We start from the raw sequence: 21,629 nt of genomic DNA on the forward strand, positions 1-21,629 counted from the left end.
ATGCGGTATGAAAACAAATCCGTTCTTGTCACCGGCGCGGCCACCGGCATCGGCCGCGCGACAGCGATCGCTTTCGCCCGGGAAGGCGCGAAAGTGATGATCGGCGATTACAATGACGCCGCCGAAGACACCGTCGCTGAGATCAAGGGCGGAGGCGGAACGGCGGCGTTCCTTCATTGTGACGTTTCCAAACGCGATCAGGTCGACGCTCTGGTCGCCGCTGCTGTCAAAGCCCATGGCGGCCTTGACGCCGCCTTCAATAACGCCGGCGTCTTTCCGCCGGAACAAATGTTCGCCGATTTCGATGAAGAGACGTTCGACCGCACGATTGCAATCAACCTCAAGGGCGTTTTTCTGTGCATGAAGGCGCAGCTTCCCGTCATGGTGAAACAGGGAAAAGGCGCCATCGTCAACACGTCTTCCGTCGGCGGCGTCATCGCCAATCCCGGCATGGCGCCCTATATCGCATCGAAGCATGGCGTTCTGGGACTGACAAAAACTGCGGCGATTGAATATGTGAAACTCGGCGTGCGGATTAACGCCATCTGCCCGGGCTTCGTTCGCACGCCCATGACAGAGCCCTGGTTCCAGCGCGAAGGCTTTCTCGAAGCGTTTCTGCCCACCTCGCCCATTGGCCGCCATGCGCAGCCCGAAGAGATGGCCGGAACGGTTCTGCATCTTTGCTCCGACGAGGCAAGCTTCACTAACGGCGCCGTCATTCTCGTCGACGGCGGGCAAACCGCAATCTGATTGGCTGCGATCTAAACGACCGCGGATATAACCGCAGACAGGGAGGACATGATGAAACTTTTCACCCGCGCGCTCGCCGCGCTGCTCTTTTTCACGTCGCCGGCATTCGCGGCAGACGCGCCGCTGGAGGTCGAAGTCCTCCAGACCAGCGCAGGTTCGCTCTACTCCAATGTGGTTCTGATCAAGGGCGAAGAAAAAGCCGTGCTTGTCGATCCGCCCTTCACCATGGCGGACGCGCACCGCGCCGCCGCCATGGTGCTCGACAGCGGCAAGGAGCTCGAAACCATCTTCGTCACCCACGATCATCCTGACCATTTCTTCGCCATGGAAGTGCTCACCGACGCCTTCCCAAATGCAAAAGTCGTTGCGCATCCGACCGTCGTCGCTGACATCTGGCGCTCCATGCCCTTCAAGGTGAAACGCTGGGGCCCGATGCTCGGCGCGAACGGCCCCAAAACACCCACGGCGCCCGCCGCGCTCGACGGTGATGTCATCATGCTCGAAGGCCATGAGTTGAAAGTGCTGGGGCCCATGCAGGGCGATCATCATCATGCGACGGCGCTTTACGCTCCTTCTATCGACGCCCTTTTTGCGGGCGATCTTCTTTTCAACGAGATGTATCTCTGGCTCGGCGAGCACGGCCGCAAGGAAACACGCGAATGGGGCGAGGCCGTTGACGATCTCGCCGCCCTGGAGCCGGAGATTGTCGTTCCGGGACACGCAAAGCCCGGCATGCCCAACGACGCCTCTAGCCTCGCCTATACCGGCGGCTTTATCGAGTTCTGGCTCGACGCGACGCGCAAGGCAAAGAACAGCGAAGAATTGCGCGCCATGGTGATCGAACAATATCCGAACTCGATCGATGTGCTCGGCGATTTCCTGCTCGGCAATTCATCCAAGGTCGCCATGGGCGAAGAACCGCGCTGGGAGGAATAAACTCCTTGTGGCTTCAACATCGCGAAGCATAAGGCAGGTTGAGAGGTGGTGGATAACTCTTCACCAAACCTCAAAAAACCGGCCTTTTTCATCTGATTTGAGGTGTTTTTCGCCTTTTGCGGGCGCTAGCGCACATGCCCCGAAAAAGTCCGCAGGCGCGGGTCGGTTTTGTCCGGCCCCGCAAGCGCCTTCGCCATGCCCGGCAATTCCGTGACGCGGTCGCGCCATTTAATCATATGCGGCGCGCGGTTGGCGACATCCATATCCGGGAACATACGCTCCACCATGGCGCCGCAGTGAGAATAGAAATTGATATCTGCGAGCGAGAACATATCGCTCACGAACCACTCATTCTCTGATAAGTGCTTCTCGATCTTATCGACGGCGTATTCGATCTTTTCGGTAGCGTAGGCCAACTGCTCTTCAGAGAACCCGGAACGCGCCGTCATCCATTTTTTGCGCTGATCGGGCAGCGGAATATTTTCCATCAGTTTTTCAAAATCGCCGCTTTCTATGTTGCGCGCGATAACGCCAACCATGCGGTGCCAGCCATGCATGGAGACATAGTTCATGACATGCTCATCAACGAACTTGTTCCAGTAGCGCATCCGCGCCTTGCCCTCCGGGTCGGCGGGCCGCAGCGAAGGGTAATCGGGAAACGCGTCTTCGAGATATTCGTTGATCACCGTCGAATGCGTGATGATGACGCCGTCATGATCAAGAACCGGCACCTGGCCTTCCGGGTTGATGGCGACGAACCATGGCTGATGTTGTTCGAACTTATGAAGATCGACATAAATCCCTTCGAAAGGGATGCCCCGGCAATGCAAAGGCGCAAGCGACTTCAGTGAATTGGCGAGCGGTTCAGCGTGATAGAGTTTGAGCGTCATTGTCACCTCAGCTTCGCATGATCCCCAGCATCCCGCCGTCCACGGCGATGGACTGCGCATTGATATATTGCCCGGCGTCCGACAACAGGAAGGCGGCGAGCCAGCCCGCCTCCTCCGGCGTTCCGACACGTCCCTGCGGCACCATGCCGTTCAGGATTTTGAGCGTCGCATCCATGTCGCCGCCCGCAAGATGATCGGCCAGCGGCTCCAGCAGCGGCGTCTTGATCAGGCCGGGGATCAGGCAGTTGATACGGATATTGTGTTTGGCGACCTCAGCCGCCGTCGCGCGCACGAGCCCCAGCACCGCATGTTTCGACATGACGTAAGCGGGCGTCATGGGCGCGCCAAGTTTCGACGTCAACGAGCCGGTGCAGACGATCGACCCGCCGCCTTGTTCGATCATGCCGGGCAGGACTTGCTGAATAAGGATGAACATCGATTTCAGATTGACGTTCATCACTTCATCATAGGCGCCGAGCGAATAATCCGGGATCGGCGCCGCAGGACCGGACATGCCGGCATTAGCGAAAACGCCGTCAACACCGCCCCACAATTCCTTCGCCTTGTCCGCAAGCGCCGTAATATCCGTTTCGGCGCCCATATCGGCGGCGAGATAGCGTCCTTCCCCGCCTGCTTTCGTGACGGCGTCGGCGACTTTTTTCAGTTTGTCTTCGGACCGCGCAGCGACAAGAACTTTCGCGCCGAGCGAGCCCATGATTTCCGCCGACGCTGCGCCGATGCCGGTCGAGGCGCCGGTGACGATAATGCGCTTTCCGGCAAGCGAAATGGCGTTCTTCATTTCAGGCCCAAAAGCTTCGCCGCATTGTCTTTCATGATCATGGGCATCACTTCTTCACGGAAACCGGCGTTCTGCGCAGCGGCCATCCATTTGTCCGGCTTGATCAGCGGGAAGTCGGAGCCGAACAGCATTTTGTGTTTCAGTTGCGTGTTGGCGTAGTGAATGACCTGTTTCGGAAAATATTTCGGCGACCAGCCCGACAGGTCGATGTAAACATTCTCCTTGTGGAGCGCCATCGACAGCGATTCATCCGTCCATGGCCATGACGGGTGCGCGAGAATGATTTTCATGTCGGGGAAGTCGACCGCCACATCATCCACCATCATCGGCTGACCGTATTTGAGGCGAATGCCGCCGCCGCCTCTCATGCCGGTGCCCATGCCCGAATGGCCCGTATGGAAGATCGCCGGAAGACCATATTCGGCGATCACTTCATAGATCGGCCAGGCCATGGGGTCGTTGGGGTGAAAATTCTGGATCGGCGGATGGAACTTGAAGCCCTTGACGCCATAGTCCTCGATCATCCGCCGCGCTTCGATGGCGCCGAATTTCGACTTGTGCGGGTCGATGGAGGCGAACGCCATCATGATGTCGTCATTGTCGTTGGCGAACTGGGCGATTTCTTCATTCCGGATGCGTTTGATGCCCGTGCCGGATTCCATGTCCACCGTGAACATGACAAACGCGATCTGCTGTTCGCGGTAATATTCAATCGTCTCGGGAATGGTCGGGCGCTTGCGGTCCGCCTTGAAATAGATCGACGCCGCGTCGAGAAACTTGCCCATGATCGGGTCTTCCGGGTCGTTGCACGACACCTCCGCATGGGTGTGAATATCGATGGCTTTGATCTTGTTGAGGTCGATCACGAGAGACTCCTTTGACGCACGCCGCCGTTTTAAGCCAATTCCGGCCCCAAAGGACAGCCTAGCGGGAAAGGTTTCACGCCCCTTCGCGAAGCATCGTGGCCAGCTTGTCGATCCCTGAAAGCAGGAGTTCCGGGCGCTCCACCGGATCTTCACGCGATTTGAACGCCGCTTCGTCATAGATGCCGGTCGTCACGCCCACCGAATAGGCGCCGCCGAGATTGGCCATTTTCGGCTCCAGCTGCGGATCGTCGCCGACAACGACAACGGATGCGTCCGGGGAAAGCCCCATGCGGGACTTTGCAACCGCGAGCGCATCCAGCGAAGGTTTACCGAGGACATGCGCCTCGGCGCCGGTCAGCGCTTTCAGCATGGCGTTGATCGCGAAACTCGTGCCGATGCCGCGTTTATCGGCGCCGGCGGCCGCGAAGAACGGCACATCCGACGCCGTGGTCAGATGCGCGCCCGCCCAGATCGCATGCACCGCCGCTTCGAGGTCCGGAAAGGTGAACTCCCGGAACCAGCCCACATAGATCGCATCATAAGGCCCGCCGTCGCCCGGCGCCTCGACGACATTGAGGCCGAGATCGGCGAGCGGCTTCCACACCGGCTCCTTGCCGAGCACGAGAATGCGCTCCGCGCCTTTTTCTTTCAGATAATGCGCCGCCGCGGTCGAAGGCGTCATGAACTCCTCGTCGCGCACATCAAGGCCGGTCGCGCGCATGGCGTTCGCATACCATTCGGGCGTTCGCGCCGTGCCGTTCGTGAAGACCTGATAAGGAACGCCGCGCTCACGTAGAATGCTGAGTGTTTCAACGGCGCCCGGCAACGCTTTCTGGCCGGCGCTCGCCTTGTCGCCAAGGACGAGCGTGCCGTCCATGTCGAAGATGAACCCTTCGGCTTTGTGTAATCGTTCAGGTCCACTCATCAGGACAGTCCCGCTCCTTTGTAAAGCGCCATGCGGAAGCCGGGACGCTCCACGGCGATGTCCGGCGCGTCAGGCCGCGCGGCCAGTTGTTTCAGCAAGTTGAAAATCGGCGCCGCCTCGGGCGTATAGGTCGCGCGGCTGCGCCCAGAGGCTAACATCGCCTCCACCTGATCTTCCGGCATGACGGCGCGGAAAAGAAATTCTTCATCGTCCATGTCTTCGCCGAACTGCTTGCGCAGGTCTTTGTACGCCGGGAACATGGGTTCGTTCTGGATTTCCTTCATTCGCGGGCGGTCGAGAATGGTCTCCTTGACCGCTGCGTCGATGGGGCTTGTGGGTCGCCCGAACTTGCCCATGACATAACGCAGGATCTGATCGGAAACCTGCGCATAGCGCTTCGTCCCGATAACGTTAAAGAGCGCCTGGCTCATCACCATTTGCGGGAACGGCGTCACCATGATCGGATGGCCGAGTTCGGCGCGCACGCGCTCGGTCTCTTCGATCACTGCATCGAACTTATGACCAAGATTGAGCTCATCGAGCTGGCGCCGGGTCGTGGTCATGACGCCGCCGGCGATCTGATGTCGGAGAAAGCTGGCGTCAAAACTTTGCGGGCGGCCGGGCGGCAATCCTTCAGCTTGCGCCAGCCGCGTCCAGTAATTCTTGACAGTCGACAACGCCGCATCATTGACGTTCACCGTATGACCGGCCTCGCGCAAATTCGCCACCATGCGCGTCGCTTCCGGCAGGGACGAGCCGTCGCCAAGCGGCCCGACACCCACATGCACCGCGTCGATAATCCCGAGATCGGCGGCGGCGAGCGAGGTGAGCGGTCCGTAGCCGATGGTGCAATGCGCGTGGATTTCAAGAGGCTTGGCGCCGATGGCGGCCTTTACCGCCGGCGCCAGCGTCTTCACGCGATCAGGCGACATCAGCCCGCCCGGATCTTTCAGATAAAAAAGATCGACGTGATTGCTCTTGGCCAGCTTGGCCGCAAAGTCCGCGTAAAACTCGTCGGTGTGAATATCCGAGAGCGTAAAGGTCAGCGCGCCCATGACGTCGGCGTCGCCCTCTTCCTTGATAATGCGCGCCGCTTCGATCACCGCGTCGACGTCATGCATGGGATCGAGGACGATGAAGCGGCGAATGCCCGCCATCTGCAGCCGGCGATAGGCGAGCCGCATGAATTCCGGGTCCGCCTGTTGCCATGCCACAAAGCGAAGCCCGGTTGTAATGAATTGCAAGGGCACACTCGGCATCGCCGCGCGCATACGCTTGATGCGCTCCCAGGGGTTGTTCTGGAAATAGCGGATCGCGACCGCCATGGTCGTCGACGAGGTGAAATCGCAGGCGTGAAAGCCGACGCGCTCCATCGCCCCGGCGATTTCCAAAATCTGCGCGGTGTTGAGGCCCGTAGCGCCCCAAAGCGACTGGTTGCCGTCGCGGATCGACACATCGACGAGCTTGATCTCAGCCATGTTTGAGCCCCTCAAAGAAGCGCGTATCGACGCCGCCCTTTTGAAAGCGCGCATCGTCCATGATCCGCGCATGGAGCGGCGCCGTTGTTTTGACGCCTTCTACATTGAGCGTGGCGAGCGCCGCAGCGGTCCGTGCGATCGCCTCCTCGCGCGTCGCGCCATGAACGATCAGCTTGCCCATCAGCGAGTCGTAAGTCGGCGGAATGGAATCGCCTGAGCGGATATGCGTGTCGACGCGCACGCCCTCGCCCGCCGGCCACTCCGCTTTTTGCACCAATCCCGGCGACGGCCGGAAATCGGCGTCCGGGTCTTCGGCGTTGATCCTGACTTCGATGGCGGCCCCGAGAAATCCGATATCGCGTTGTTCGTAACCAAGGGCCGCGCCGCTGGCGATCAGCAATTGCTGCTCGACAATATCGACGCCGGTGACCTCTTCCGTCACCGGATGTTCGACCTGAATGCGGGCGTTCATTTCAAGGAAATAGAAATCGAACGTCTCGGCGTCGACGAGAAATTCAACGGTGCCTGCGCCTTTGTAATGTAGATGTTCGGCGATCTTCACCGCCGCATTTTCGATGGCGCGGTGTTTGTCATCAGGGATGTTCGGCGCCGGCGCTTCTTCAACGAGTTTCTGGAACCGCCGCTGGATGGAACAGTCGCGCGTGCCCAAATGAATGGCGCGCTTGCCGTCGCCGATCACCTGCACTTCGACATGGCGCCCCGAGGCGATGAACCGCTCCACATAAATGCGTGGATCGCCAAAGGCGGCTTCGGCTTCCGACATGGCGAGGCCGATCTGGGATTTCAGGTCCTCCGGCTTGTCCACGCGCTTCATGCCGCGCCCGCCGCCGCCAGAGACAGCTTTGATGAGCAGCGGATAACCGGTCTTTTTGGCGATTTTCGCGGCGTCTTCAGCGGCTTGCGCCTCACCGCCCGGCACGACGGGCAGCCCCGCTTCAATCGCGACAGCGCGCGCTTTCAGCTTGTCGCCCATGGCGTCGAGGGCTTTCGGATCGGGGCCGACAAAGACCATTCCGGCGTCGGCGATGGCGCGCGCGAACCGGATATTCTCCGACAAAAAGCCGTAGCCCGGATGCACCGCATCAGCGCCGGCTTCCTTTGCCGCGGCCACCACCTTTTCGATATTGAGATAGGATTGTGACGACGGCGCGGGCCCAAGGCGCACAACCTCATCCGCTTCCGCCGCGCCACGCGATGTCGCGTCCGCATCCGAAACGCCTAACACAGTCTTCATACCCAATCGCCGCGCCGTCCTGATAACGCGCAGCGCGATCTCGCCGCGATTGGCGATGAAGAGCGTGTTGATAGGATTGCGCATGCCTGTTCGCCTACTCCGGCTTCACCTTCATCAGGATCGATGTCGCCTCGATAGGTTCGGCATTCTCCGGAACAATCTCGACGATCTCGCCTTCGACGCCCGCATGAACAGGGTTCATCAACTTCATGGTTTCGATGATCGCAACCACGGTGTCAGGCTTCACCTTGTGGCCAACCTCTACAAAGGGCGGGGCGCCCGGCTGCGGCGCGCGATAGAAGGTGCCCGGCAGCGGCGGTTTGATAATGAGCAGACCGTCCTCTTCCGGGACAACATCCGGTTCGACGGCGGACGCGACGGTCTTCGCGGCCTCGCCGCCAATCGGCGTCCATTCCTGCGTAAACCCGTCGCCGGAGCGTTTCACGCGCAGGCGAAAACGCGCGGTTTCAATATCGAGCACGTCATAAGATGACTTCGCAAGAATTGAGGCGATTTCCTCAACATCTTCGGGGCTTAGCGGTAGATCATGGCTCATGACTTAGGATCGCTTTCCGCCGAAAATGTTCATGACGTGCTTCATGGGATTGTCCTGCGCTGCGGCAACCGGCGCAGCGTCTTTGGCGGACCAGACCGTTTCCGGCCGGCTTTGAAGCAAGAGGATTTTGCCCGTGCCGCTTTCGACCGCCCATTCGATATCCTGCGGTTTGCCGTAGTGTTTTTCGGTCTTGCGCGCGATGTCTTTCAATTGAATGAGCTCTTCATCGCTGAGGCAGGGCGCCGTGCGTTCCGCCTCAGGCAATTCCACATCCTCGATGCCGCCGCCCGGTTTCGGCGATTGCCGGATATGCTTGTCGGAAATATCGCGCGTCGTGATTTCACCGGTGAGCTTGCCGACCACCCAGCGGTCGGGCGTCACCTCGCCGGAGACAACGGAGGACCCAAGCCCCCAGGCGCCTTCGATAGTGATGACCGAGCGGTCGCCGGTTAAGGGGCTGCGCGTGAACATGACGCCCGCCGTCCTCGCATCGACCATCTTTTGAACGACGACGCCCATGGCGACGCCGCTTTCAGGAAAGTTCTGCCGACGGCGATAGCAAACCGACTCGACGGAATAGAGCGACGCCCAACAGGAGCGCACCATCTTCATGGTTTCTTCCGCGCCAAGCACCCAGAGATAGGTGTCCTGCAATCCGGCGAAGGAGGCGTCATCGGCGTCTTCCGTCGTCGCCGATGACCGCACGGCGACCGGCGATTGTGCATCGTCGCCGCACAGCGTTGCGTAAGCCGACTTGATTTCATTTTCGACGTCGGCGGGCATAGGTTCTTTTACAATGCGCGCGCGGATCGCCTTTGTGACGTCAGCGACCTTGTCGAGATCATCCGGATCGAGGGCTTCCACGGGCGCGCGCAGAGGCTCTTCCCTGTCGAGTTTCTGAACGAACTCTTCAAACGCTTCGGTGCGCACGACAAAGCCCGGCGGCACCTCGATGCCCGCTTTTGTCAGCTCGCCGAGACTGCCGCCCTTGCCGCCGACGCTCGGACGATCTTCCAGTCCAATATCGGCGAACCATGAAATGTTTTTCGTCGTCATCTCGTAAACCTAAAGCAGTGTGACGACGCCCCGGGCGCCGTCGACGCGAATGCGCTGGCCGTCCTCGATGCGCGCCGTCGCCTGGCCGGTGCCCACCACAGCAGGAAGGCCATATTCGCGCGCCACAATGGCCGCGTGGCTCATAGAACCGCCAATGTCGGAAACAGCGGCGGAGATTTTCTGGAAAACCGGCGCCCAGGTAGGGTTCGTGACCTGACAGACGAGAATGTCGCCCTCTTCGAGCCGGTTGATTTCCTGCACCGACTTGATGACGCGCGCCGTGCCTTCTGCAATGCCTGATGACGCCGCGAACCCACGGATCTCTTTTGAGTCCGCATCGGCGGGACCGGAAAGCCAGATATCGAGATTTTCTCGCGTGATGCCCCAGAGCATGACAATCGCCGGATCGTCGATCATATCGGGCACCGGACCCAGCGCCGGCGCGGAGTCCATCTCGGCCCAGATCTTTATCGCTTTTTTGCGCTCGGCGATCATCGCGCGAAAACGTTTTCCGCCTCGCGTCGGCGAACCGTTGGACCAGCTGGTCATCACATCGATGATGCCCTGCTCCACTTCATAGCGCGTGAGATGGAAGATGTCTTCGGCGTCGTCGATCAGGCCATGTTCGACAAAGAGCCCGCCATAATCGCGAATCTTGTTGAAGAAGAGATTAGTGTACCAGTGCTCGCAGTAAAATTTGTGACCCTCCACATAGGGAAAGACGCGGCAGGCGAGCTCGATCATCTGGTCATAGGCGGCGCGTTCTTCATCCGTGCCCAGAAGGTCGCGATAGCCGTCAATCAGCTCCTGGCGTTCCTCTTTGAGTTTCTCCATAGGCCGGTCGAGATTTTCACCCGCCTTGATTTTCGCCGCATAGCCGGGAATGGCTGAGAGCGGCAAAGACAAATCGTCATTCCAGGAACGGTGATAGTGATAGAAACCGTCGCCGACATTGACGTTGAACCAGGGGTTGCGCGAGGCCTCCAGCTCTTTCAGCCATTCCTTGCCGGGCTCGCCCATCTGTTCCAGCGACGCCAGCACATCCTCCGCCGAAACATCGCCGGCGAACTTGCCCTCAAGGCCCAGTTCCACGGCCTTGCGCGCCAGACGCTTCACCTCATCATCGGGTTTGAAAATCTCCGCCTCGAAACCGGCGACCATGCGCGCAATCGTCTGGTCGGTGATTTCCGGAAACGCTTTCTTGCAGAAATCGAAGAACACCATATAGGCGCCGTATCCGAGCAGCAAAAACTCGAAATGGTGGTGCCACATGCGGAAATAGCCTTCGAGCGTCTTGTGATAGGTCTCGAGAAGGTAATGGTTCGATGCAACGCCCTTGCCCGCATGAACATTTTCCAGCGGCTCGAATTCAGGCAAGTCCAGTGACGGCAATTCCTGCGCATCGGCGATGAGCTTGCGCATCTTGTCTTTCCACTGGTCGTAAAGCCGCTCCCAGTGTTCGTAATAATAAAATGCGCGTTTTTGAAACTCTTCCGTACGCCGCTCAATCTCGGCGGGATCCGTCACCGCATTGCCGCCAATATAAACCCGGCCGTTGATCACGCGGTAATCAATGCCAAGGGTCGTCGGCAAGGAGTGAACCCGGGTGTTGGAAGACCCAAGCGCGCAATAGGCCGCTTCCGCCGTCACCATGTCGAAATGATGCATGGGCTCCGGGAAGTGCATGGAGTTATAAAACCAGAACCGTTCATCATCCTCCGGCGCAAATTGCATGTAATAGGGATAGGCCGCTTGCGCGGCTTCCGTGCCTTTGGCGACGTCGATGGAGCTTGGGTTGGGAAAGCCGGCTGGCTTGTCTGACATGGGCGTCCTCTTTTCCTCCCGAGACGCCCGCCTCTTTCGGGTCTTAGCGCCTCAAAGCGCGGAAATAAGCCGTTTTCCGCCCTGCCGCGCGCTCTATGGACAGGATCATAAGGCGCCCGTATCTTCTCGAAAAGCGGAATATTCGGATCACATCATTCGATTTTTATTATGAACCTCGGAACGCGGGATTTCAGACTTCTGACCGTGCTGGCGAACGAACTTCACTTCGGGCGCGCGGCCGACGCGCTTGGCATGCGCCAGCCCCAGCTCTCGACCCGCCTCGCCCAGATTGAACGCACCCTCGGCGTTACGTTGTTTGTGCGCCGGCCGCGCGTCGCCATGACGCCCGCAGGCCGCACCATTATCGATGCGGCGCGGCGCGCCTTCAGTGACTTTGAAACCGCCGTCGAGCAGGCGCGGCTGGTGGAGCGCGGCCAGATCGGCGCCATCGTGACGGCGATCGGGTCCAGCGTCATGCTCACCGACATTCCAAACTCGATACAACGCTTTCGCGGTCAATATCCGGATGTGGGCCTGACCTTGCGCGACATGCACTCACGCCAGCAATGGGAAGCCTTGAGCGCGGGACAGATCGATGTCGCCATCACGCGGGAAATCGGCGTCGGGCGGTCGCTGAAAAGCGAAATCATTGGCCGCCAGCGTTTCGTGGTGCTGATGCCGTCGGACCACCCTTTGTCGAACCGCAAAAAGATCGCGCTTGAGGAACTGAAGGATGAGTCATTCGTCCTCTTTCAACCCGTCATTGCGCCCGGCCTCCATCATCAGATCAATGCGCTGTGTATCCGGGCCGGGTTTTCGCCGAAAATCGTTCAGGAAGCGGAGGAATGGTACACAGTGCTGGGCTTCGTGCGGGCGGGCTTCGGGATCACCATCACGCTCGATATGCCCGGCGCGCCGGTGCTGGCGGATGTCACCTCCTGCCCGCTTGAAGGCCTTGAGACGCACTCGCCGATTTTCCTGTGCTGGGACGAGGATCGCGATTCTGCATCGCGCGACCTCTTTCTCGACTGGTTGCGCCACGATTCCGAAATGGCGGGCGATAAGAAGCGCCGGAAAACACAAACACAATAGCGCCGTCAGACTGAATGAAAGTCTTACTGAAAGCGAACTCGCGCCTCTTTGATCGATTTCATCGAAACTTATCGCTATGATGCCGCAAAACCCGGATCGTCAGGGCGCAAAGCCAACGCAATATAAACGGACCTCTCCTCATGAAAAAATATGTTTTGAAAGCCGGCTCCACGTCGCTTGAAAGTCTCGTCATCATCGAAGAGGACGAACCGAAAGTTAAACCAGGCGAAGTCCTGATCCGCGTTCATGCCTGTTCCCTCAACTTCCGCGATCAGGCCGTCGTTACCGGCAATTATTTTGGCGGCGTCCTGACCGAAGACACGGTGCCCTTGTCCGACGGCGCTGGCGAAGTCGTGGCGGTTGGCGACGGCGTCACGAAGTTCAAGGCGGGCGACCGCGTCGCGGGGCTCTTTTTTCAGAACTGGCATGACGGCCCGCCGAACCCAAACGCGGGGATGGCCCTCGGCGCCTCAGGGTGCAACGGCATGCTCGCGGAATATGTGGCGTTGCCCGAACGCGGCGTCGTTAAAATCGCAGACAGTCTATCTTTTGAAGAAGCCGCGACGCTCCCTTGCGCCGGCGTCACCGCGTGGAATGCGCTGATGTGCGGTCGCAATCCGATCAAGGTTGGCGATTGCGTTTGCGTTCTCGGGACTGGCGGCGTTTCCATGATCGCGCTCGGCATCGCCCATGCGGCGGGCGCCCATGTGGTCGTCACCTCGTCATCGGATGAAAAACTCGACCGCGCCAAAAAGCTCGGCGCGTCAGGTTTTGTGAATTACCGCAACACGCCGGAATGGGGCCCGGCGGCGGCGGCGGCAAGCAACAAAGGCGGCGCCGATGTGGTCGTCGAAGTCGGCGGCGCGGGCACGCTCGCCCAATCCATGCAGGCCGTGAATTTCAACGGAGAGATCGCCCTGATCGGCGTCTTGACGCGCGACGGCGATACGACGCCCCATCCCCTGATGATGAAAGGCTCCAGCATTCGCGGCATCTTTGTCGGCAACAAAACGATGGCCCGCGATCTCGCCGCCGCGATCGACGTCAACGGCATGAAACCGGCCATCGACAAGGTGTTTGACTTCAAGGACGCCGCCGAAGCCTATCGCTATCAAACGCGCGGCGCATTCGGCAAGGTGGTGATCAAACTCTAGCGCAAAGCAGCGTTAGTCCTTCGCCGCTGCGGCCGCTTTTTCATCCATGGCGCGAACCGGATTGATAGGACCTGATTTGCGGCCGTCGAGAAACTCATTGCGGATCGACCGCCGCGAAAACAGCCATTCGCCGTCCACGCGTTGAAGCTCATCCTCATAGTGCCCGAACGTGCCGATCTTCGGCGCGCCGTCCGGCCCGTCATTGGCCATCTCATACCAGAAGGACGTCGCCCAGGCGCGATCGCCCTCAACCCGGATCACCTTGTGCGCGATGACATGGCGCAAGGCCGCCGGATCGCCGTTTTGATCCGTATAGATCTTCCCGATGCTTTCCTTGAACGCCTTGACCGTCTCCCCGATCTTCTCGCGCCCCACCGCCGAGCCGCGCGCGAATTCAAGCTCGCCATCTTCCGTAAACATCGCGGCATAGGCGTCGAAATCGTTCCAGTCCATGGCGAAGAGATACCGCGCCATCAAATCCTCAATGGCGGCGCGGTCATCAGCATAGCCCGGTTTTCTGGCGTCGGCGGCGGAAACGGACATGAACACGAGAAAGCAGGCTAAAAACAGGTTTCTCATGACATTTCTTTCCGCTGCTTTTTTCTACTGGCCTTTCAGCGGCGCCTAATTCACGCTCCGCCCGGCGCCGCCCCAGAAAGGTTCGCGCAGTTTCTTCTTGTCCATCTTGCCTACAGCGGTGCGAGGAATTGCATCAATGAAATGCACATCCTTCGGCGCTTTGACGGAGCCAATCCGCGCCTTGGCGTGAGCGATGATCTTTTCCGCGTCGATATCGGCGCCCCTGGCCTTCACCACCATGGCCGTCACCTGCTCGCCCCATTTGTCATGGGGCACGCCGATCACGGCGCATTCGGCGACTTCGGCAAGCTCCATCACCGCGTCTTCGACTTCCGCGGAAAAGACGTTGAAGCCGCCGGAGACGATCATGTCCTTCTTGCGATCGACGATGTAATAAAAGCCGTGCTCGTCGCGTTTGCCCACATCGCCCGTGTGGTGCCAGCCATGGGCGATGGCTTCGGCGCTCGCTTCCGGCAATTCGAAATAGCCGCCGCCGACAATGCCGCCGCGCCCGACGATTTCCCCGACCTCACCTGTCGGCACGATATTGCCGTCATCATCCATCAACTCGACGCGCACGGAATAAGTCGCCTCGCCGCAGCTTGTTAGGCGTTCGGGATGTTCGCCGCGCGCGGCGGCCGCAACGACTTCGGGCGACAGCCATGTGGCGACAAGGTGAAACTCGGTCTGACCGTAGCTCTGACACATGCAGGGACCAAAAATATCGACCGCCTGTTTCAGCTTCTCCCCCGCCACCGGCGACCCGGCGAGCAGGAAATATTTGAGGCTTGAATAATCATGCTCGCGCACTTTCGGATGGCCGAGCATTGAATAAAGGGCCGTCGGCGGCAGGAACATGTGGGTGACTTTATGCTCTTCAATCGCCGCCATCACCGCATCGGCGTCAAAGCCCGGCAGCACCACAACCGTGGCGCCCATGGCGAGCGCCGCCATGGTCACCGGCCCCGCCGCATGGGTTAAAGGCGCGGTCGCGAGGGAAACCGGCTTCCCCTCCACCGGCATGATGTTGCAGATCGTCTCCAGCATCGCGCCCCATGAGCGGTTCATGACGCGCACGCCCTTGGCGGGGCCCGTCGTGCCGCCCGTGGCGATCAGCGCCGTCAGTTCTTCCGGATTGCCGATCGGATCGCCGAGATCTGGGAAATGATCGGACGGGGCCGTCGCCATAAACTCGTCGAGCGAGGGATGCCCGCCCTCCGGCCTGTCGAGACACACCATCTGGCGCACCGTCGGCGCCTTGTCCTTGATTTCCCGAGCTTCCTTTGCGTAGCTCGAATGATAGAGGATCATGCTGACGCGCACATAGTTGAGATAGGCGATATTCGCGTCTAGGGCGTTGCGCGTGTTCACGGGCACCCAGATCGCGCCCGCGCGCCAGCAGCCCAGCATCGCCGACAGCACCGGCCCGTCATTGGGCGACATGATCGCAATCGGCTCCTGGTTTTCCATGCCCGAAGCCCGGAGGGCGCCAGCGACCTTGTGGGTCAGCGCCTCCATCTCGCCATAGGTGTAGCGGGTATCGCCGGAGATCAGCACATCCCGGTCGCGATGCAGTTTCGCCATTTTGTCAAAGTAATCGATTGTTCGCATGTTTTCTCACACCACCCGGCTGTTACGAGCCTGTCGCAGCTGTTCAACTCGCCGACAACCGAACACCGGTCCGTGCGGCAATGCAAGTTGCTGTTTCAGGCGGATTATTCTTTACGCAATTCGAAGACGAACGATCCTTCAGGAGTGAAATCACACTTTCCGGAGTCACGACGGCCCCTTTTCGGAACCGGTTTTGAACGCAGGTGCAGCAAAATGATGCGCGAAGCCTCGCGCGAAACAGCGCAGTCCACCGCGTCCACCCTGTTCGCTTTTTTCACATTTTTTGTGCGCTGGGGCAGGGTTTTGGGGCCCCTTTCGGGCCTAGTTTTCGCGCCCTGACAGTAGACACCGCACGACCAAAGATTGTATGCAACATATACAATTTTGGCCGCCCGCCTGACGCGGGCGACAAACTTTTTTGACAAAACAAGACCAGGAGGATCACGCCCATGACGGCCAAGAATCTGGAAGAGGTGCTCAAAAACGCCGGCAATACGGTGCAGATGCTCCGTAATTCAAAAATCGGCGCCTATGTTTATCCGGTCGTCCCGACCGAATTTCACAACTGGCGCGACGAACAGAAAGCCTGGCGCGACACCGCCGTCCTGTTCGACCAGACGCACCACATGGTCGATCTGTTCCTGAAAGGCCCGGACGCGATCAAGGTCTGCTCCGACACGGCGATCAACACCTTCAAGAACTTTCCGATCAACCGCGCCAAGCAGTATGTTCCCGTCAGCCATGACGGCTATGTCATCGGCGACGGCATTCTCTTCAACCTCGAAGAAAACCACGTCGTTTTCGTCGGCCGCGCCCCGTCCGCCAACTGGCTTCAGTATCATGCGGAAACCGGCGGCTATGACGTCGAAGTTGTCTATGACGACCGCTCGCCCTCCATGCCCATGGGCAAGGCCGTCACCCGCAAATTCTACCGCTTCCAGATTCAGGGCCCGAACGCCCAGAAAGTCATTGAAAAATTGAATGGCGGGCCGTTCGAAGACATCAAGTTCTTCCATATGGGCTACATCAATATCGGCGGCAAACAGGTCCGCGCCCTGCGTCACGGCATGGCCGGCGCGCCGGGTCTCGAAATCTGGGGCCCTTACGAGGAATATCTCGATATCCGCGCGAAAATCCTCGAAGCGGGCGCCGAATTCGGCATCGTGCCGGTGGGTTGCCGCGCTTACGCGACCAACACGCTTGAATCTGGCTGGATCCCCTCGCCGCTGCCGGCCGTCTACACCGGCGAAGAGATGAAGAAATACCGCGAATGGCTCCCGGCCAAGTCTTACGAGGCCATGGGCGGCATCGGCGGTTCTTATGTCTCCGACAATATCGAAGACTATTATGTGTCGCCTTACGACATCGGCTATGGCCCGTTCGTGAAATTCGACCATGACTTCATCGGCGCCGACGCCCTGAAGAAAATGGAAAAAGAACAGACCCGCCGTAAAGTGACGCTCGCCTGGAATGATGACGACGTGCGCAAGATCATGGGCTCTGTCATCGGTGAAGGCACGCCTTACAAATATTTCGAACAGCCGCTCGCGAACTACGCGTCTTCGAACTACGACGCGGTCCTCGCAAACGGCAAGAACGCCGGCTTCTCCATGTTCACCGGCATCTCCTATAACGAACGCAAGGCGCTGTCGCTCGCGACCGTCGACAACGATGTGGAGATCGGCAACGAAGTCACCGTCGTCTGGGGCGAAGCCGATGGCGGCACCGAGAAGACAACGGTCGAGCGTCACCAGCAGATGGAAGTCCGCGCGATCGTCAGCCCGGTTCCTTATTCGGAAACGGCGCGCAAGGAATACGCTTCCGGCTGGCGCACGGGCAAAGCGTAATTCATTTGCGAAAATCATCCTGAAAAAGACCGGCGTTTTCGCCGGTCTTTTTTTGTTTAGAAAGCCGCCGCCAAATTCTGCAACCCAGAACAGAAAAGGACCCGCGCGCTTGTCGCTGCGTGGGTCCTTTCCTCTCTCCCCCGGCCCGTGCCGGGATCAGGGGTCTGCAAAACTAGCAGCGATCATATTAATCCCTCGCCGTCAGCTGCGCAAACACTTCGCGCATGATCTGAGCTCACGGAAAAATATGAGTGATTTTAAGGGGAAAGAGCCATTCTCTCGGCCAAAAACAAAACGCTTTTAGCTGAGCGCCTAGCAGCCCAGCTCCTCCGGATCGCTTGTTAAAACCCCGGCGGCCGCGCCGTTGAAACGCCCAGCGCCCGCTCCAAGGCAGCGCCCAGCGCGATAAGTTTGCGCTCTTCAAAAAGATCGCCCCACAGGCTGATCCCCCGCGGCGCCCGGAAGGTGGCGCGGCCCGGCGCATTGTCATCACCAGAATTTGTCTTCGCCGCACGCTGGTTGAAACCGGCGCGCAAAATAAGTTGCGGATGTCCGGTGGCGTTGGTCGTCAGCAAGGCGCCGCCCGCGAAGTTGGGACCGATCAACGCGTCAAATCCATCGAAGGCGGCGCCGACCTCTTCCATGGCGCGGCGGCGCAGACGGTCGATCTGCACATAATCAACGGCGGAAACAAATCGCGCCGCCCGCCATGTGTTGGGCCAGGTATTGCGGCCTTGCCGGACAAGCTCGTCATCGCGGTTCGACAATGTGAGATCGCTGAACGCCGCCGCCGCTTCAACGTCCACAATCTCTCCCAGCGATGTGTAATCGGTTTCGGGCCACGGAAATTCTTTCACCGCAACGCCAAGATCGCGCAGCGCCTGCAGCGCATTTCTGTCCGTCTCATCGCCGTCTTCAAACCACTGCGGCACATAGCCGACCGTCATGTCCGACACATCTCGCATGGCTTCATAGGTAAACCCCATTCGCGCCGCGCCCGCGTCGTCTGCGTCATAGCCATTGATCTGGGACAGCACCGCCGCCGTGTCCTCAACCGAACGGCAAATGGGGCCGACCTTATCGAGTGACCAGCAGAGCGCCATGAACCCGGCGCGCGAAACCCGCCCGAAAGTGGGGCGCAAGCCCGTCGTCCCGCACCGTTCCGAAGGGGAAATAATGGAGCCATAAGTCTCGGTGCCGATGGCGAAGGCGCACAGCCCACCCGCCACGGCCGAGGCCGAGCCGGCGCTGGAGCCGGACGAGCCTTCTTGCCGGTTCCACGGATTGCGCGTCTGGGCGCCGAACCACTGATCGCCCCAAGCGATGGCCCCACAGGAGGTTTTGCCTAACAGCACCGCGCCGGCGAGCCTCAGCTTTCGGACAACATCAGCATCCTCATCGGGCACGCGGTCCTTGAACGGCGTTGCGCCCCATGTGGTTTTGATCCCTTTTGTATCGGCAAGATCCTTCATCGCATAAGGAATGCCGTGCAAGGGGCCGCGGTCGCGCCCGTCGCGTAAATCGCTGTCGGCTTTCACCGCCTGTTCGCGCGCAAGGTCAGCCGTAACGGTGATGAACGCATTCAGTTTCTTGTCATGCTCGGCGATACGCTTCAGATAGTGCTCCGTAAGCTGAATGCTGGTGATGTCACCGTTGCGCAGCCACGCGCCCAGTTCGACCACACTTGCAAAGGCAATATCTTCTTCTGACGCAGGCGCGGCCCGCGTGACCGGCGACAGCGTGAGACTGTTTTTCTGCGAGGAAATTTTCTTACGCGGCAGTTTTGGATCAAAGACCAGCGCCGGGGGCAGACTGTTCGGCATCTCCATGGCGCGCAACGCCGCCATGGTTTCAAGGCGGAACTCAAGGTCTTCGACCATCATCGCGCGTTCGTCGGGCGTATAAGATATCCCCTGAACCTTTTCAGCCTCGGCAATAACGCGCGGCGTCACGCCGTCTTCACCCGCCTCCTCGGCTGCGCTGGCGTCCGCCTCGCGCGCGCAGCCCGCCCCCGCAATGCTTCCCGCGCCGGTCAAGGCTGCAATACGCAGCAAATCGCGCCTACTGGTCGTCATATCCATTCACCCCTTTTCTTCCACGGCAACCCTGCCGTGTTCAGCAAAGAAGAACAAGATTTCACCTTTTGAGCGTTGACCCCCGCCAGCCACGGCGCCACACCATGCCAAAAACGGAGCAAGATCGCCCATGCGCCAGGATTTTTACGACCGCATCGCCAGCACCCTTGAAGAGATAAGGGGCCAGGGCCTTGAGAAAATCGAACGACAGATCACCTCGCCGCAAGGCCCGGTGATTGAAGTCAATCACAATGGCCAGAAGAAAAAGGTCCTCAATTTCTGCGCCAACAATTATCTTGGTCTCGCCAATCATCCCGAAATCATCAAAGCCGCGCAGGACACCATGACCGAATACGGCTTCGGCATGGCCTCTGTGCGCTTCATCTGCGGCACAACAGATCTTCACCGCCGCGTTGAAAAGGAAATCGCCGACTATCTCGGCTATGAGGACTCCATTCTCTTTGCGGCGTGCTTCGACGCCAATGGCGGGGTTTTCGAACCGCTTCTTGAAGCGGAAGACGCAATCATCTCCGACGCCCTCAATCACGCTTCGATTATTGACGGCGTGCGGCTGTGCAAGGCCAAGCGCTACCGCTTCGCGAATTCGGACATGAAAGATCTGCGCAAGCAGCTTGAGCAAGCAGATCTTGACGGCGCGCGCACCAAACTGATCGTGACCGACGGCGTTTTCTCCATGGACGGCTACATCGCCAAACTTAAGGAGATCGCCGCGCTCGCCGAGGAATTCGGCGCCCTTGTCATGGTCGATGACTGTCACGCGACAGGCTTTATGGGGCCCCATGGCGAAGGCACGCCCGCTCATTGCGGCGTCGCCAAACATGTGGACATTCTGACCGGCACACTCGGCAAAGCGCTCGGCGGCGGCATGGGCGGTTATATCTGCGCCACAAAAGAGGTGGTCCATCTCCTGCGCAATCGCGCACGGCCCTATCTCTTTTCCAATGCGCTGACGCCGGCGCTGCTTGGCGCGACCCTGAAGACGCTCGATCTTGTCCGCCATGGCGGTCATCTGCGCGAGCAGCTTTTCCGGAACGCAACCCGCTTTCGCCAGCAAATGACCGAAGCCGGTTTCGACCTTCTCCCCGGCGAACATCCGATCATCCCGATCATGATCTATGACGCCAAGAAAGCCGGTGAAATGGCCGCCGCGCTCATGGAGGAAGGCGTTTACGTCACCGCCTTCTCTTTCCCGGTTGTTCCGCGTGAAAAGGCGCGCATCAGAACGCAGATGTGCGCCGGACATACCGATGAGCAGGTCGATCAGGCGGTGACGGCGTTCATCAAGGTCGGAAAATCTATCGGCGTCATTTAGAACGCCCCCGAAAAATTCCGGGGGCGCTTAAAGTTATCGGCGCAAGCCGCGTTTAAATGCCGGCTTTGTGCTCGTTATGGATTTTTTCGATCCGCGGATCGTTCACCTTGTGGACAAGCTGATCCACAACATCCGACACGCAACGGTCGCGCACTTTGCGGGACTTGATGACGCTGTCATGGTTCAACCGGCTGTCACAGGTGTTTACAGCCGTCGCCTGAATACGCTCATAAACATCCATTGCGCCATGCTCCGTCGAAAGCTCGGCGGGAGCATACGCCATGTCGGCAAACGCCGGAGCGCTAAAGGCGATGCTTAATGCTACTGCGCCAATCGTAGCCGTCGTCAGCTTTTTTGTCATAATTAGACTTCCTTGTTCTTGGACGCCCACCCTATAAATTGCGCATCTTTTGTCGTGCGCATGAAACCGTGCATGTCGCGTAAAACGAAAAATCGCAACACAATTTTTCTAATCAAATTTTTGTCATAGACGCTTAAGAAAAACTCGGGTGAAGCGACAAATTATTGCGCCGCGAAAAGATGCGCGCTTTTCCGCAAGGACCGTCCAATTTCTGGCGGCTTTCACTCCGGAAAGGTCTAGCC

At 59.2% G+C, this 21,629-nt stretch carries 19 protein-coding genes; 6 read left to right on the top strand and 13 right to left on the bottom strand.

Going from position 1 to position 21,629, the window contains the following annotated elements; translation table 11 throughout:
• Positions 1–750 (top strand): SDR family NAD(P)-dependent oxidoreductase, encoded by a 750-nt coding sequence (locus tag ACFC5L_RS11755; protein WP_375202746.1) that lies wholly within the window; start codon positions 1–3, stop codon positions 748–750.
• A gap of 48 nt (positions 751–798) precedes the next feature.
• The gene (locus ACFC5L_RS11760) at positions 799–1,686 is read left to right on the top strand and encodes an MBL fold metallo-hydrolase (RefSeq protein WP_375202745.1); all 888 of its coding nucleotides are present in this window, start codon (positions 799–801) and stop codon (positions 1,684–1,686) included.
• Positions 1,687–1,811: 125 nt separating this feature from the next.
• On the opposite strand, the gene ACFC5L_RS11765 is transcribed toward ACFC5L_RS11760, so the two are convergent.
• From ACFC5L_RS11765 to ACFC5L_RS11805, 9 genes are all read right to left on the bottom strand, one after another.
• Entirely contained in the window at positions 1,812–2,576 is a 765-nt protein-coding gene (locus ACFC5L_RS11765) for a glutathione S-transferase family protein (RefSeq protein ID WP_375202744.1), read from the bottom strand.
• 7 nt (positions 2,577–2,583) lie between these two features.
• Positions 2,584–3,375 carry an SDR family NAD(P)-dependent oxidoreductase gene (locus ACFC5L_RS11770; protein ID WP_375202743.1) on the bottom strand — a complete coding sequence of 264 codons (792 nt, stop codon included), beginning with the start codon at positions 3,373–3,375 and terminating at the stop codon, positions 2,584–2,586.
• Positions 3,372–4,238, bottom strand: a complete 867-nt coding sequence (locus tag ACFC5L_RS11775; RefSeq protein ID WP_375203283.1) for an amidohydrolase family protein — start codon at positions 4,236–4,238, stop codon at positions 3,372–3,374. The genes ACFC5L_RS11770 and ACFC5L_RS11775 overlap by 4 nt, the downstream gene beginning before the upstream one ends.
• Before the next feature lie 76 nt (positions 4,239–4,314).
• Positions 4,315–5,166 (bottom strand): HAD-IIA family hydrolase, encoded by an 852-nt coding sequence (locus ACFC5L_RS11780; protein ID WP_375202742.1) that lies wholly within the window; start codon positions 5,164–5,166, stop codon positions 4,315–4,317.
• Positions 5,166–6,644 carry a biotin carboxyl carrier protein gene (locus ACFC5L_RS11785; protein ID WP_375202741.1) on the bottom strand — a complete coding sequence of 493 codons (1,479 nt, stop codon included), beginning with the start codon at positions 6,642–6,644 and terminating at the stop codon, positions 5,166–5,168. The genes ACFC5L_RS11780 and ACFC5L_RS11785 overlap by 1 nt, the downstream gene beginning before the upstream one ends.
• Positions 6,637–7,983 (bottom strand): acetyl-CoA carboxylase biotin carboxylase subunit, encoded by a 1,347-nt coding sequence (locus tag ACFC5L_RS11790; protein WP_375202740.1) that lies wholly within the window; start codon positions 7,981–7,983, stop codon positions 6,637–6,639. The genes ACFC5L_RS11785 and ACFC5L_RS11790 overlap by 8 nt, the downstream gene beginning before the upstream one ends.
• A gap of 10 nt (positions 7,984–7,993) precedes the next feature.
• Positions 7,994–8,455, bottom strand: coding sequence for an acetyl-CoA carboxylase biotin carboxyl carrier protein (locus ACFC5L_RS11795; RefSeq protein ID WP_375202739.1), 462 nt, complete (start codon positions 8,453–8,455; stop codon positions 7,994–7,996).
• Between the two features lie 3 nt (positions 8,456–8,458).
• The gene (locus ACFC5L_RS11800) at positions 8,459–9,511 is read right to left on the bottom strand and encodes a PEP/pyruvate-binding domain-containing protein (protein WP_375202738.1); all 1,053 of its coding nucleotides are present in this window, start codon (positions 9,509–9,511) and stop codon (positions 8,459–8,461) included.
• A 9-nt stretch (positions 9,512–9,520) separates the two neighbouring features.
• On the bottom strand, positions 9,521–11,335 hold the full coding sequence (locus ACFC5L_RS11805; protein WP_375202737.1) for a PEP-utilizing enzyme: 1,815 nt from the start codon (positions 11,333–11,335) through the stop codon (positions 9,521–9,523).
• 168 nt (positions 11,336–11,503) lie between these two features.
• On the opposite strand from ACFC5L_RS11805, the gene ACFC5L_RS11810 reads away from it, so the two are divergent.
• Both ACFC5L_RS11810 and ACFC5L_RS11815 read left to right on the top strand, forming a co-directional pair.
• Entirely contained in the window at positions 11,504–12,427 is a 924-nt protein-coding gene (locus ACFC5L_RS11810; protein ID WP_375202736.1) for a LysR family transcriptional regulator, read from the top strand.
• 140 nt (positions 12,428–12,567) lie between these two features.
• On the top strand, positions 12,568–13,581 hold the full coding sequence (locus ACFC5L_RS11815) for a zinc-dependent alcohol dehydrogenase family protein (protein WP_375202735.1): 1,014 nt from the start codon (positions 12,568–12,570) through the stop codon (positions 13,579–13,581).
• A 12-nt stretch (positions 13,582–13,593) separates the two neighbouring features.
• Here the strand turns inward: ACFC5L_RS11815 and ACFC5L_RS11820 are convergent, their stop codons facing one another.
• Together ACFC5L_RS11820 and ACFC5L_RS11825 are read right to left on the bottom strand one after the other, a co-directional pair.
• A complete protein-coding gene (locus ACFC5L_RS11820) occupies positions 13,594–14,160 on the bottom strand; it encodes a nuclear transport factor 2 family protein (RefSeq protein ID WP_375202734.1) in 567 nt (188 codons plus the stop codon).
• A gap of 45 nt (positions 14,161–14,205) precedes the next feature.
• Entirely contained in the window at positions 14,206–15,771 is a 1,566-nt protein-coding gene (locus ACFC5L_RS11825) for an AMP-binding protein (protein ID WP_375202733.1), read from the bottom strand.
• 449 nt (positions 15,772–16,220) lie between these two features.
• Between ACFC5L_RS11825 and ligM the strand changes: the two genes are divergently transcribed.
• Positions 16,221–17,618 carry a vanillate/3-O-methylgallate O-demethylase gene (ligM, locus tag ACFC5L_RS11830; RefSeq protein WP_375202732.1) on the top strand — a complete coding sequence of 466 codons (1,398 nt, stop codon included), beginning with the start codon at positions 16,221–16,223 and terminating at the stop codon, positions 17,616–17,618.
• Positions 17,619–17,959: 341 nt separating this feature from the next.
• On the opposite strand, the gene ACFC5L_RS11835 is transcribed toward ligM, so the two are convergent.
• Positions 17,960–19,693, bottom strand: coding sequence for an amidase (locus ACFC5L_RS11835; RefSeq protein ID WP_375202731.1), 1,734 nt, complete (start codon positions 19,691–19,693; stop codon positions 17,960–17,962).
• Positions 19,694–19,823: 130 nt separating this feature from the next.
• Between ACFC5L_RS11835 and ACFC5L_RS11840 the strand changes: the two genes are divergently transcribed.
• Positions 19,824–21,026, top strand: coding sequence for a glycine C-acetyltransferase (locus tag ACFC5L_RS11840; protein ID WP_375202730.1), 1,203 nt, complete (start codon positions 19,824–19,826; stop codon positions 21,024–21,026).
• 52 nt (positions 21,027–21,078) lie between these two features.
• On the opposite strand, the gene ACFC5L_RS11845 is transcribed toward ACFC5L_RS11840, so the two are convergent.
• A complete protein-coding gene (locus tag ACFC5L_RS11845; protein ID WP_375202729.1) occupies positions 21,079–21,387 on the bottom strand; it encodes a UrcA family protein in 309 nt (102 codons plus the stop codon).
• Positions 21,388–21,629: the final 242 nt, after the last annotated feature.

Source organism: Hyphococcus sp. (assembly GCF_041986965.1).
In the GTDB taxonomy this organism is placed as follows: Bacteria; Pseudomonadota; Alphaproteobacteria; order Caulobacterales; family Parvularculaceae; genus Hyphococcus.

What these genes read in the sequence shown, in the direction of transcription:
- ACFC5L_RS11755 (WP_375202746.1), top strand. Translation starts at nt 1, where the DNA reads ATGCGGTATGAAAACAAATCCGTTCTTGTCACCGGCGCGGCCACCGGC.
- ACFC5L_RS11760 (WP_375202745.1), top strand. Translation starts at nt 799, where the DNA reads ATGATGAAACTTTTCACCCGCGCGCTCGCCGCGCTGCTCTTTTTCACG.
- ACFC5L_RS11765 (WP_375202744.1), bottom strand. Translation starts at nt 2,576, where the DNA reads ATGACGCTCAAACTCTATCACGCTGAACCGCTCGCCAATTCACTGAAG.
- ACFC5L_RS11770 (WP_375202743.1), bottom strand. Translation starts at nt 3,375, where the DNA reads ATGAAGAACGCCATTTCGCTTGCCGGAAAGCGCATTATCGTCACCGGC.
- ACFC5L_RS11780 (WP_375202742.1), bottom strand. Translation starts at nt 5,166, where the DNA reads ATGAGTGGACCTGAACGATTACACAAAGCCGAAGGGTTCATCTTCGAC.
- ACFC5L_RS11785 (WP_375202741.1), bottom strand. Translation starts at nt 6,644, where the DNA reads ATGGCTGAGATCAAGCTCGTCGATGTGTCGATCCGCGACGGCAACCAG.
- ACFC5L_RS11790 (WP_375202740.1), bottom strand. Translation starts at nt 7,983, where the DNA reads ATGCGCAATCCTATCAACACGCTCTTCATCGCCAATCGCGGCGAGATC.
- ACFC5L_RS11795 (WP_375202739.1), bottom strand. Translation starts at nt 8,455, where the DNA reads ATGAGCCATGATCTACCGCTAAGCCCCGAAGATGTTGAGGAAATCGCC.
- ACFC5L_RS11800 (WP_375202738.1), bottom strand. Translation starts at nt 9,511, where the DNA reads ATGACGACGAAAAACATTTCATGGTTCGCCGATATTGGACTGGAAGAT.
- ACFC5L_RS11805 (WP_375202737.1), bottom strand. Translation starts at nt 11,335, where the DNA reads ATGTCAGACAAGCCAGCCGGCTTTCCCAACCCAAGCTCCATCGACGTC.
- ACFC5L_RS11810 (WP_375202736.1), top strand. Translation starts at nt 11,504, where the DNA reads ATGAACCTCGGAACGCGGGATTTCAGACTTCTGACCGTGCTGGCGAAC.
- ACFC5L_RS11815 (WP_375202735.1), top strand. Translation starts at nt 12,568, where the DNA reads ATGAAAAAATATGTTTTGAAAGCCGGCTCCACGTCGCTTGAAAGTCTC.
- ACFC5L_RS11820 (WP_375202734.1), bottom strand. Translation starts at nt 14,160, where the DNA reads ATGAGAAACCTGTTTTTAGCCTGCTTTCTCGTGTTCATGTCCGTTTCC.
- ACFC5L_RS11825 (WP_375202733.1), bottom strand. Translation starts at nt 15,771, where the DNA reads ATGCGAACAATCGATTACTTTGACAAAATGGCGAAACTGCATCGCGAC.
- ligM (WP_375202732.1), top strand. Translation starts at nt 16,221, where the DNA reads ATGACGGCCAAGAATCTGGAAGAGGTGCTCAAAAACGCCGGCAATACG.
- ACFC5L_RS11835 (WP_375202731.1), bottom strand. Translation starts at nt 19,693, where the DNA reads ATGACGACCAGTAGGCGCGATTTGCTGCGTATTGCAGCCTTGACCGGC.
- ACFC5L_RS11840 (WP_375202730.1), top strand. Translation starts at nt 19,824, where the DNA reads ATGCGCCAGGATTTTTACGACCGCATCGCCAGCACCCTTGAAGAGATA.
- ACFC5L_RS11845 (WP_375202729.1), bottom strand. Translation starts at nt 21,387, where the DNA reads ATGACAAAAAAGCTGACGACGGCTACGATTGGCGCAGTAGCATTAAGC.